The following is a 12,151-nucleotide window of genomic DNA, read 5'->3' on the forward strand; positions in this document are numbered from 1 at the left end:
TTATACCAAAACCAGATGGTTTCATGCTTTTTTATTGTCAATTATTATTGAATTTTCAAGATTCATATATAGAATTTCATGTGCGAAGTTTTAGTAACTTATATTTTATCTATTTGGATATCAACAATTTATATGTAGCTAATACATGGATAGATGTAAGCTATACACTAGTTGTAAGTTTATTTGCCTTAGGTGTTTATTTTTCAAAATCTCAGCCGTTTTTCGAATATCTTAATCATCCATCAGATGGCATAGATGAAGATACCCTTCCATATAATTATGGAGATAAAAAAAATATTCATACAGTAGCTTTTATATCTATCACAGCATTTTTCATCCCCGTAATCGGAATATATAATTTCCTAATGGTTTTAGTGATAATAGCTGTAAACAAATTTTTAAATAAATATATTCAGATGTCCATAAAGACAGATTTTCTTTTAAAAAAAGAGCTTAATATCAGCAAATACCTTGAGAGAGCTGTAGATGAAAAGACCCAAGAACTGATAAAGGCTAACAAAACCCTTGAAGATATCTCAAATAAAGATAATCTCACAGGCCTTTATAATAGAAGATTTTTTTTCAAGGAATTGCACACACTAATAGACGAAGATTTATGTAAAAGTTTTGCTCTTCTTTATATGGATATGGATAGATTCAAGGCTATAAATGATTTTCATGGACATGAGACAGGCGACAAAGTGCTTCTTAGCGTAAGTCATAGATTCAAAGAGCACTGCGAAAAACATAACTATATGATTTATAGAATAGGCGGAGATGAGTTCATTATTATAGCTCAGGACTATGAAAATGAAGAAAAGTTAAAAGAGTTTATAGATGAGCTCCTTTATATTGTAGAAAAACCTATACTTCTACCTCCATATACCTTTAGCGTAAGCATTAGTATAGGTGTTGCAAGGTTTCCTCAAGATGCGCAAGATGCAGAGTCTATCTTAAAGTATTCAGATCTTGCCATGTATTTTGCAAAGCAGTCTAAAGCATGCCAGAGATATTTTTTCTTTGATAGTACTTTGAGTGAAAAAATCCAAAGGAAACATAAGCTAGAGGTAATGCTAAAAAACGCTGATTTTAATAAAGAATTTCAGCTCTATTTTCAGCCTCAGTTTAGGATTACAGATAAGAAACTAGTGGGAGCAGAAGCTCTTCTTAGATGGATTAGCCCCTCAGAAGGATTTATTTCTCCTGGAGAGTTTATACCTATTGCCGAGGAAACGGGTTTTATATTTAAATTAGGTGAATGGGTGGTTGAAAAAGCTTTAAATCAAATTAAGTATTGGAACGAAAAGTATAATCTAGATTTGAGGATAGGGATTAATGTGTCTCCTCTTCAAATAGAAAACACAGATTTCGTAAACAAAATGAGAGAGACTATCCACTATAAGGAAATAAATCCTGAATGGGTTGATTTTGAAATAACTGAACACGTAGCTATGAGTACTCAGGTGTCTATGGAAGAGGTACTATCAGGTCTAGCGAGTATTGGAGTTAATATTTCAATAGACGATTTTGGAACAGGATACTCATCATTAAGCTATATTAAAAGATTTGATATTGATAGACTAAAAATAGCAAAAGAACTTATAGACAATATCGATGATGATAAGAATACCCTCCTTATAGTTAAAGCCATAATCATGATGGCCAAGGGTATGGGTTTAAAGACTATTGCAGAAGGGGTAGAAGAACCTAACCAACTTGAATTATTAAAGCATCTTGAATGTGATGAAGTGCAGGGCTATATATATGGAAGACCTGTACCTCCTCATGAGTTCGAATCCATGCACCTTGATTGATTTTTCACTTTTATAAGATTAAACTGATTAATAGTTACGAAAAAGGCGGAAATAATATTACCGCCTTTTTTCGTGCTTTAAAGCACAGATGGTTCTTCCTGTATATGATCTATCTCTTTATTTGAATTTGCCCCTAGCTCAACAATAAGGATAGCCGCAAAAATAAGGGCACATCCTACTATCATCAGAGGGGTTAGATGCTCGTTAAGAAGCAAAATACCAAATGCCGCCGCAAATACCGCCTCCAAAGACATGATTATGGAAGCATGAGATGAAGTGGTGTATTTTTGAGCAACAGTTTGGACTGTAAAACATAAAAAAGTGGAAAACATTGACATATAAAGGAGTGCTCCCCATGTCCTTGTTGTAACCTCTGAAGGAATAGGCTCTGTCACAAAGGCTGTTACAGTAAAAAGTACTGCTGCAACTGCAATCTGCACAAATGCAAGTTTAAATACATTCATATCCTTTGCAAAGTATTCTATCGAAATAATATGGGCCGCAAAAAATAGAGCACAAAGAAGAGTCAATCCATCCCCTAAATTAAGTGAAAAGTTTGCTATATCTTCAAAGCTTATAAGGGCAATTCCTGCTATAGTAAAAAAACTTCCTATAAAAGCTCTTCTTCCAGGCATTTTTTTATAAAGCATCCAGTATATAAGAGGTACCATAACAACATATGTAGCAGTTAAAAAGCCTTGCTTTGATGCGGTTGTAAATTGAAGCCCAAATGTTTGGGAAGCAAAGGCTAAGAAAAGTATAAATCCTACAACAAACCCTTTTTTAAAATCCTCTTTGCTAACCTTTCCAATTCGTCTATGTAAAAAAGCATAAACAAAGATTGTAGCCATTGTAAATCTCATTGACATAAGCATCATTGGAGTTATACTGTTTAATGCATCTTTTACAGCTACAAATCCCCCTCCCCACACTGCCGCCACAAACAAAAGACTTAAATCTGATAAATACTGCCTTTGCTTTTTTGTTAAAGTATTCATTTTTATCCTTCCTCTACCCAGTATTTTTATTCTTCTGTTGCACTCTCTAAAAGAGTAATTGTTTTGTTACTGCAATCAAGCTCAGTACTCACTCCATAAGGAATAATTCCTATTGGAAAAGCATGACCAAAATTCACATTATAAAAAACTGGCAAATCCTTTAGGCTTTCTTCTTTTACTAGTACCTTTTCTATAACTTCCTTATACTCTTCGTAATATACTTCTTGCTGAGGCTTGCCTACTATTATTCCTTTTATCACACTTAGTATTCCTTGGGCCGCAAGGTTTCTAAGGGTATACTTAAAGAAATCAGGAGATGGTTTTTCCTCACTTGTTTCTAAAAATAAAATTGCACCTTCCCATTTATCAATCGAAGGCCAAATGCTGGTTCCTATACACATCATAAATACATCAAGGCATCCTCCAAGAAGATGTCCCTGTACTTTTCCTTCCCCTTGGAGTACTTCATATCCTTTATTATCTTCTTTTAAAGTCTTTCCTATATTAATATTTTCTTCCTTCCAATCTACAAAATCATCAGACCAGTACGGGCTTGGCTTAATCTCATATCCCTTTGTATCATTAAATAAAATACCCTTCACAGAATCTCTGGTATATTCAAACATGGATACATATTCTCCAAACTCGCACATAATGCTAGGACCATAAAAAGATGTGAGTCCTGCCTTATACATCATTAGATGTCCTACTGTAGTGTCTGAATATCCCATAAATATCTTGGGATTGTTTTTGATTACATCAAAGTCGATATAAGGAAGTGTTCTGATGCTATCATCTCCACCAATAGCGCAAAAAATCCCAGAAATAGACGGATCTTTAAATGCATCCATAAGGTCTTTAGCTCTTAACTTCGGATTTTCATATACAAAATCCGTACCTTTAAGTGAATGGGGCATAGGAACTACCTCAAGTCCAAAATCATTTTCAAGTCTTTCCTTTGCAATATAATACTTATGGATTAAATCCTTGTCTCCTATTCCTCCCCAAGACAAACTAACCATGGCAACCTTATCACCTTTTTTCAATCTCTTTGGCCTAATCATAATTTCCCCCTCCCGACACGGGGACGTATCTATTGTCCCACTAGTCTTTCTTATAAAACTGCTGCATACTTTTAAGAGCTTGAATTGGGACGATAGATACGTCCCCTCGTCTTCGTCCGTCCCCTCGTCTTCGTCCCCTCGTCTTAAAATGACTTTCTTTTCATTTCTCCCCATTTATTTTTATTTCTTCTGTATTGCCAAAAAGATACAAATCTCCACCAAGTAGTCATTTGTCTGTATCCAAAATTTTCCAGAACACTGTAAATCATTAATACAAGATAATCTTTAACACCATCATATTTTTTGAAATTGTATTCATCTAGTAAAATTGCACCACTTGAAAGAAAAACTCCATATACTACAGCAAAACCAAAAAAAGCAAGAGCAAACTCAAAGCTTATTATTCCAAACCAAAAAGATAAAATAAATGAAATATATCCTACTATTTCTATAACAGGACCTAACATTTCTATAAAAAAATAATATGGCATAGCAATTATCCCAACCAAACCGTATCTGGGATTTAATAGCATTTTAGTATGGTTTAGCATAGCGTCCATTAACCCTTTATGCCATCTTTTTCTTTGATTTTTCAGTGTTTTTAAATCCTCTGGAACCTGTGTCCAACAAACAGGATCAGGTACAAAAACAATTCTATACTTCTTTTTGTTTTCCTTCATTTTTCTATGTATCTTAACAACTAATTCCATATCTTCACCAATGGTATCTTCTGAATATCCTCCTGCGTCTATTACTATTTTTTTATTAAAAACTCCAAAAGCTCCTGATATAATCATTAAACAATTTATCGTTCCCCAACCTATTCTTCCAAATAAAAACGCTCTTAAATATTCCACAATTTGGAATCTTACTAAAGCTTTTTCACCTAACTTTATTTTCTCTATGAAACCCTTGTCTATAACTACATCATTAACTGGTCTGACTACTCCTCCTGATATAATTACACTCGGATCTTCAACAAAAGGCCTTACTACCTTAACAAGAGAATTTCTTTCAATGATTGAATCAGCATCTATTGCTGTTATAAGAGGATAATTTGCCATATTTATCCCCGCATTTAATGCATCTGCCTTTCCACCATTTTCTTTATCTAATAGTATTATGTTGTCAATTGTTGTAGATAAGTATATGTTTTTCACTTCTTTTGTTTTAATTTGATGTTTGTAGGGCATATCTATTTTTTTAAATCCAAACTCTTTTTTTATTATCTCCAAAGTGTCATCTTTAGAGCCATCATTTACTATAACCAGCTCAAATTCACTATATTCTAAGCTTAATAATGCTTTTATATTGTCGGTTATAGTCTCAGCTTCATTGTAGCAAGGCACGATAATGGATAATGGTGGAGTGTAACTTGATACCATCATATCGTCATAGGACCAATATTTGTTTTTTTGCCTGTGTATATAAAGAGCTCCTATTGATAATATAAAAAGTAAAGTATATATTAAATTAACTATAATTAAATAATAAAGTATAAAGTAGTTAAATTTAATTATGAAATCAATCCAAAAACTATAATCCAATATCATTCTTCACCTCCACTCATATCAATTTTTAGTTCATATAATAATTTATTTTTTAAGGATTCATCTAAATTAGAAAAAAGTTTATGAAAAATGATTTCTTTCTCTATCATTTCTTTTGCCTTATCTCTTGCAAATTTATCTTCTGAATTTAGGAGATTTATTAAAGCGTTTAGACCTCTCTCACCTTGATTTCCCAGTGAATTAGCTGCATTGTATCTTACAAGCCAGTTTTGATCTTTAATTAACCGAATTAAAGAATTTATAGCTTCCGTATTTTTCACATTTATTAGAAATTTTGCAAGAAAAGCCCTTACTTCCCATTCTTTATCTACTTCTAAGGATAGTATTTTTTTTAGATATTCTTCATCTCCTACATCACCAAGTTTATGAGCTGCTTTTAAAACTGCAATTCTAACTTCTTTTTCAGGACTAAAAATCATTTTATTAATCCATTCAATACCTTCCATATACTGCCTTTCTCCATAAAGCTCTAACCCCAATGTATTTAGCAAGGAGTTTTCCTCTTTCATTATTTCATCTAATACATCCCTAATGTCATCATCAATCATCTCTACCAATGTCAAAATATTATTTTTTTTCATTTTATCATTTATTGATATTTTATCTAAAATATCTTTCAAGTGAGTTTTTCCTTCTAATTTTATTAATGCTCTGGCAGTAATATATAGCAACTCTCTATCTTCTGTATCTAGTTGTTTTAGCAAAGTATCTGCATATTCAGTGAAGCCAAACTCTCCTATTTGGTATGTTCCTATTCTATTTTTCCAAGGATTTTTACTTCTCATATTTTTGTTTATATCAATTTTTATTTCTTCTTTTCCTATAAAACTATCTAACAGTTCTTTTGTATTTCCAGACAAAAAATTACTATACTTTAAAAGTAATTCTTTTATAACTTTTTTTTCTAATTTACTTTTAGGAATAATCAATTGAGAACTTTCATGATTTGTTAAATATTCCATGATGTTGTCCTCATATTTTTTTTCTATAACTTCTTTTTTTTCAATTAATTTTTTCATATATATTTTTCTTGAAAGTAGAAATATAAATAGAAAAATATTCACAAAAAGCATAAATAAAAACAAATGCACTATATAATTTTTTATTAACATCATAGCACCTATTTTCTTTAGTTTTGTAAAATTAATTTTATTTTTTCTTCTAGAACTTCAAGAGAAAATGGCTTTGTAATAAAATCATTTGCTCCTATTCTGATGCTATCAAGCACATCTTTATCTTTGCTTTTTGCAGAAAGCATTATTACTTTAGTACCCTTTAATGATTCTTCTTGTTTCATTCGTTTTAATACTTCTATTCCAGTTAGCTTAGGTAGCATAATGTCTAAAAGAACAAGATCTGGTTTAAATAAAGATATTTTTTCCAAAGCTTCCTCTCCGTCTTTAGCATGCTCTATTTCATAATCTAGATAAGAAAGTCTGGTTTTAATTAAATTTACTATAAGGGCTACATCATCTACTACTAATATTTTCTTTTGCTTTAAATCTCTCTTTTTTTCACCTTCCATATGAGGTTTAGTCTGTCCTTCTTTACTATTTTCTAAATCATTATTTTGAAGTTCAGCTAATAATATATTTTTATCTCCATGTTTTTCAAGACTTTGATTTATTAAATTTAATACTTCACCTAAGTTTTTTACTAAAATTATTATTGTCTGGTCATCTAAAAAAGACTCCGATTCTTTTTCATCTAAAATTTCTTGCATATTTAATGCAATTTCAGAAAGTTGGTTCTCGTTTAATATTCCAGATGCCCCTTTTAATATGTGAAAAAACTTATATATTACTTCAAAATCTTCTTTTCTTCCATTTGTAATATATCTTAAAAGACTTGTTAAAACTGAATTAATCTCTTCTTTTCTCTCAATTAAAAACTCATATCTACTACTTTCAATGATTTTTTCCAATGCTTTTTCATCCATTATAAAACCTCTCTCCTATTAGCAATTAATTATTTTTCTGAAAGATATAGATATCTTCAAACCCTTCACTTAGAAATAAAAAACTTTTGAAAAATATAATATGATTCTTTTAATCTTTCTTTATAACTAGGAACTTCCCAATTTTCCCAAGTAAAAGATATCATTTCCCTAGTTTCAGTTCCTATTTTTGATGGGATTATATCAAGCATATCTCCACTTTTACTGATTCCAAGGCTTACATCTACTGCGTTAATGATTTCCCTTGACTTCAGTCCAGCACTCCATAATTCACCAAGTATTTCTTTTTGACTTGGATCTTTAAAATTAAGCAATAGCCAAGGTATTCTAATTTCTAAAACTCCAGACTCTTTATCAATGTAGTAATCTGCTAAAGAATCATAATCTTTAGACTCAGGATTCCCATTTCCATTTTTTAGACTTCCTGTTTCATAATAGCTAAACGGGATTTTTTCCCCAGTTGATGGTATTGTCACAGGTTTTAATAAAGCATAGTAAATGGGATTAAAATATCCACTATTTTTTTCTATTTTTTCATTAGAATCTAAATATTTTATTTCATATCCATATTGATAATAAAAAGGGTCATAATAACTATCAACCCAAACTCTACTATTTTCTTCTTCAGAACTTATTTGTATAGTAAAATCAATTCCTTCTTTAAATGATAGGTCGTTAACAAAAGGTATTGTTTTATTTCCTTGATTTTTTATGGTATTTAAGAATATATAAAAGTCAGTATCTTCTAAATTAATTTTTTCAGTATTATACTCAACCATAAAATAAAGGTACGCTTCGTCATTATCCATATAAAAAGACTTTATTTCCCCTTCTTCTTTTTCATAAAGCAGATATTTCTCAATCCATTTGTCTTTATTCCCATCTAATGGCTTTTTATTGGTTTCAAAACTTAAAAGTCCAAATCTTTGTTCATTGGTTTGAACATTAGACCAGTATGGTCTTCTATCTGGATTATCTAGTTCCATAGTATTCCATGTTCTTTTGAACCATTCATCCTGCCAAGTAAATAGAATTCCTCCTGCTGCACCTTGCTGAATCATATCTTCGAAAAGCCTTACTCCAATTTCCCCTTGTTCATTTTCTCTTATTTTTCCTTGATTCCATCCAAAAGGATTTTCATGGGTTTTTCCTCTTGAAGATGGAACACCAAATTCCGCAATTATAACAGGCATATTATGAACATCAATCAAGTCTTTTAGATATCCAGCGTAATTATTTTTTTCACCTCTATGGTCTATAAAGTTCACATATCTTTCTTCGTAATTCATAAAATCTGGATAATAAGGGTATACATGATAACTTGCAAAATATCCAGCTTTAAAATCTTCTTTTGTATAAATATTGTTTGGATTTATTCCAACTAAATCCTCTTCTTCTGAAGGCTCTGCTGGATGATCCAACAAATCTGTAGTTGGCCAGTTTGTAAAACTAATAGGTCTTTGTTTTTTGTAATTTTCAGTTTCATACGAAACAATAAAATCCATTCTTGCAGCTAGCCATTTTTCAAATGCCTCTGCATTTTCAGTATAAAAATAATCACCTTTAAATTCCGGAATATCTCTGTATAAGTTATTTGTGTTTTCTACCATTAACGGATACCACTCTATCCCTAGTATCCATCCACTAATATATGGTGATACATCAAAGATATATTCACCATGGGCATGACCAACTTTTTCTTCTATAATGGCATTTCCATGTATTACATCCACTACATCTTTCATTTCTTTTTCGAAAGGAATTATGTTTTTTTCGTCAAAAGCATCTAATGTTTCTTCTAAACCCTCTTCCTCTATCCATATCCCATGGATGACGTAAAGTGGATTTGAAGAATTTTGGTTATGAAGCCAAAGAGCTTGATAAAATTCTGGTGGGTGTATTGTGTATACCCTTATTGTATTTGCCCCCATATCTGCTATTTGTATCATCCACCTATAATATTCCTCAAATGAAATTCCTGCTTCTCCTGGCCATCTACCAGGCTTTGCCATCCCCATGTTTACACCTTTAATCAAAGTTTCTTTCCATTCTTCTTCAATATATATTTCAAAAGAATTTTCTTTTATCCTGCTACTATATAAAATATCATTCTCTTCAAATTCTTTTAGAACTTTAATTTCTTTTGCTTCTTTATTTTTATATGTTTCATCAAAGATTTTTTCCATCATTGGAAGATAGGCACGGTAATAAAAATTTTTTCCCATATCTTTTTGAATCATAGTTAAATATCTTGTGATTTTATCTAATCCCGCATATTCATAAAAAGATGGTAGATTTTCTATGTCAGCATAATCACCTGCAAAATAATAAATAGGCATGCCGTAATAGCTTGACTTTGTAACTGCTGGAAATATAGATGGAATACTATACTCTTTAAGTCTATTAGATCCCTTATCCGTAATGGCTATACTATATTCTGCCAGCGAATCAGCTTCTTCTTCTAAAACAATATCAAACCAGTAATTGTAGTTTGATGTTATTTTTGTTTCAAAAAAATCTTCTCCTTTATCTGTAAGACTAAACTTAATTCCCTTTCCCACAAAGTCATTGTTTTCTTCTAGTACTAATATATAATCGTCGTCTCTTATAAGTACTATTCCACCTTTTTCAAATGCCCAATCATTACCATATTGTTCTTTATAATTTTCTACCATCCATAAAGGTATCTCTTCATTTTTTTCTGGGTCTAATTCATCAAAATAACGACCTATCCATCCACTCCATTTTATACCCAATAAGCTAGTCAGCTCATTTCTTGCTTCCATATCTGTAGGTGATGCAAAGCTATTGAACTCTGCAATTAGAGGAATTTGATTTTTATATATAGTTTTTTTGATTTCTTTTATTTCATTGGAAGTAATTCCACCATAAATAAGGTTGGATCTTTCTCCTCTAAAATTTTCCCTTAAAAACTCATCTTCATATACCCCATAGGTATCTGCAATGTAAATCAAATCAATATCATCATGTAAATTTTCTTCAATATGACGAATTTCATAATCATTTCCTTTTAAAGGAACAAAACCTACATAATCTTCTTCTATATCATAAATATTTCTATCTTTTTTTACATATTTATTGTAGTTTAAAGCCCAAGTTATTCCTTTATGTTCTCTATACGTATTATCTGGCACTGTTTTATCTATAATCAGAGCATTCAACTCTTTCTCCAAGGACATATGCCAAATAAAAAACGGTGTTATTAAAAGAATTATTAAAAATGCAAAAAAAGCTATAAAAGTTTTGCTTTTCAAATTGTATGCCTCCTAAAAATCAATTTAATTCTGCTTATATTTCATTATAATCTATTTTTCATATAATTGTATCTTCATTCATGTTTGTTAGTTAAACTTATAACCATATAGTATACAATTTATTCATTATAACCTCTAGTGGAATGTTTTCAGTTTACTCTATAGGGTATTTTTAATATTAAGTATATGATTTTTTATTAAAAGAAATTAGGTGAAATATGTCTCATAAAAATATTTTTAAAGTTTTTCTTTCTATGGTTTTTTTTGCTTTAGTTTCGTTTTTGTTATTAACAGTTATTAATGATTTTTCGAAGCTTGAAAATAACAATTACCAAATTTTTTCAGATGATGAGGGATCAATTTTTTTTTCAAAAATAGAGTATTCAAAAGATGTCTTTTTTTGCGATGATTTTTTTGATATTGAATTAGAAATACAAAATCTAGGTCATGAAACTGACTCTATTTTTTTAGGCTACAGCGTATTAAGCCCTCTCAACAAGTGGATTGATTTTCCTGTAAAAGAAGTTAGCCTTTCTAAAGGCTCTAATAAAGTAACCATATCTTTGAAAATTCTTGATTTTCAATTAAAGGATATGGTTTCAGGACCCTATAAAGCAGTTTTTTCATTATGGGATTCATCTCCAGTATCTGAGCCTTCAAATCGTTTGACTGAATTTAGAGTAAATAATGCATTTCACTTTTACAATCATATAGAGAATTTTGATTCGTTGGATAATGAAATTTGGTTTTCTAGGAAAGGAATTCTTGGGAGGACAAAGCTTAATCCAGATAATTTAGAAATTAAAGACAATCAATTGGCTATAAAACTTCCTGCTAATACTTTTGATGGAGGAGAATTACAAAGTATTGATATGTTTCATTATGGTTCCTATGAAATTAATATGAAGCTCCCTGATGCTCCATCTTCAATAACTGGTTTTTTTCTATATAAATCTCCTGATTTTTATCACGAAATAGATATAGAAATTTTTAATGAGAGAGACGGGAATATATTATTCACAACTTATTATAATGGTGATGCCTATCATGAAACAGTTTACCAAATTGAATTTGATCCTACTTCTGATTTTAATAGATATAGAATAGACTATTTTCCAAATGAGGTTGCTTTTTATGTTAATGATCAACTTATGGAGAGATTTATTGATGGTTTCTCTCATGAACCAATGCATCTAATTATAAACACCTGGTATCCTAGATGGCTAGAAGGTTTAGCTCCCTCTGAGGATAAATTTTTGTTAATAGATTGGATTCGTTACTAAATTTCATGTTTAGAGTTCAGAAATTGAGCTAACCATTACTCAGGCCTACTTCATCCATCAGAGCTTGAAGTGGCAAGAGCAACAAGGGGACATTTCGGGACCAGTGAAAAAGTGGTCCTTTTCCCCTCTAAAATGTTAACAAGATTTCTTTAAATTCCATTTTACACCTAATAATTTGAAATTCCTCTT

Annotated in this window: 8 protein-coding genes; 2 read left to right on the forward strand and 6 right to left on the reverse strand. The window is 30.8% G+C overall.

The annotated features are described in order from the left end of the window. A partial coding sequence (locus J2Z35_RS13940; RefSeq protein WP_209662012.1) for a putative bifunctional diguanylate cyclase/phosphodiesterase occupies positions 1-1,814 on the forward strand: 1,814 nt, incomplete at its 5' end. A gap of 77 nt (positions 1,815-1,891) precedes the next feature. On the opposite strand, the gene J2Z35_RS13945 is transcribed toward J2Z35_RS13940, so the two are convergent. The 6 genes from J2Z35_RS13945 to J2Z35_RS13970 all read right to left on the reverse strand — a co-directional run bounded on the left by J2Z35_RS13945 (position 1,892) and on the right by J2Z35_RS13970 (position 10,679). After that, positions 1,892-2,812, reverse strand: coding sequence for a DMT family transporter (locus J2Z35_RS13945; protein WP_209662013.1), 921 nt, complete (start codon positions 2,810-2,812; stop codon positions 1,892-1,894). 26 nt (positions 2,813-2,838) lie between these two features. Further along, positions 2,839-3,876: a S66 family peptidase gene (locus J2Z35_RS13950; RefSeq protein ID WP_209662014.1), complete on the reverse strand. Its 1,038-nt coding sequence runs from the start codon at positions 3,874-3,876 to the stop codon at positions 2,839-2,841. A gap of 143 nt (positions 3,877-4,019) precedes the next feature. Beyond that, positions 4,020-5,264, reverse strand: coding sequence for a glycosyltransferase family 2 protein (locus J2Z35_RS13955; protein ID WP_245330925.1), 1,245 nt, complete (start codon positions 5,262-5,264; stop codon positions 4,020-4,022). Between the two features lie 161 nt (positions 5,265-5,425). Continuing rightward, on the reverse strand, positions 5,426-6,466 hold the full coding sequence (locus J2Z35_RS13960; protein WP_209662016.1) for a HEAT repeat domain-containing protein: 1,041 nt from the start codon (positions 6,464-6,466) through the stop codon (positions 5,426-5,428). Between the two features lie 110 nt (positions 6,467-6,576). Continuing rightward, the gene (locus J2Z35_RS13965) at positions 6,577-7,386 is read right to left on the reverse strand and encodes a response regulator transcription factor (RefSeq protein WP_209662017.1); all 810 of its coding nucleotides are present in this window, start codon (positions 7,384-7,386) and stop codon (positions 6,577-6,579) included. A gap of 65 nt (positions 7,387-7,451) precedes the next feature. Next, a complete protein-coding gene (locus J2Z35_RS13970; RefSeq protein ID WP_209662018.1) occupies positions 7,452-10,679 on the reverse strand; it encodes a glycoside hydrolase 5 family protein in 3,228 nt (1,075 codons plus the stop codon). A 218-nt stretch (positions 10,680-10,897) separates the two neighbouring features. On the opposite strand from J2Z35_RS13970, the gene J2Z35_RS13975 reads away from it, so the two are divergent. Beyond that, on the forward strand, positions 10,898-11,962 hold the full coding sequence (locus J2Z35_RS13975; RefSeq protein ID WP_209662019.1) for a glycoside hydrolase family 16 protein: 1,065 nt from the start codon (positions 10,898-10,900) through the stop codon (positions 11,960-11,962). Positions 11,963-12,151 lie beyond the last annotated feature (189 nt).

The sequence above is a fragment of the Acetoanaerobium pronyense genome, assembly GCF_017874355.1.
GTDB lineage: Bacteria > Bacillota > Clostridia > Peptostreptococcales > Filifactoraceae > Acetoanaerobium > Acetoanaerobium pronyense.

What these genes read in the sequence shown, in the direction of transcription:
- J2Z35_RS13955 (WP_245330925.1), bottom strand. Translation starts at nt 5,264, where the DNA reads ATGATGGTATCAAGTTACACTCCACCATTATCCATTATCGTGCCTTGC.
- J2Z35_RS13950 (WP_209662014.1), bottom strand. Translation starts at nt 3,876, where the DNA reads ATGATTAGGCCAAAGAGATTGAAAAAAGGTGATAAGGTTGCCATGGTT.
- J2Z35_RS13960 (WP_209662016.1), bottom strand. Translation starts at nt 6,466, where the DNA reads ATGAAAAAATTAATTGAAAAAAAAGAAGTTATAGAAAAAAAATATGAG.
- J2Z35_RS13945 (WP_209662013.1), bottom strand. Translation starts at nt 2,812, where the DNA reads ATGAATACTTTAACAAAAAAGCAAAGGCAGTATTTATCAGATTTAAGT.
- J2Z35_RS13965 (WP_209662017.1), bottom strand. Translation starts at nt 7,386, where the DNA reads ATGGATGAAAAAGCATTGGAAAAAATCATTGAAAGTAGTAGATATGAG.
- J2Z35_RS13975 (WP_209662019.1), top strand. Translation starts at nt 10,898, where the DNA reads ATGTCTCATAAAAATATTTTTAAAGTTTTTCTTTCTATGGTTTTTTTT.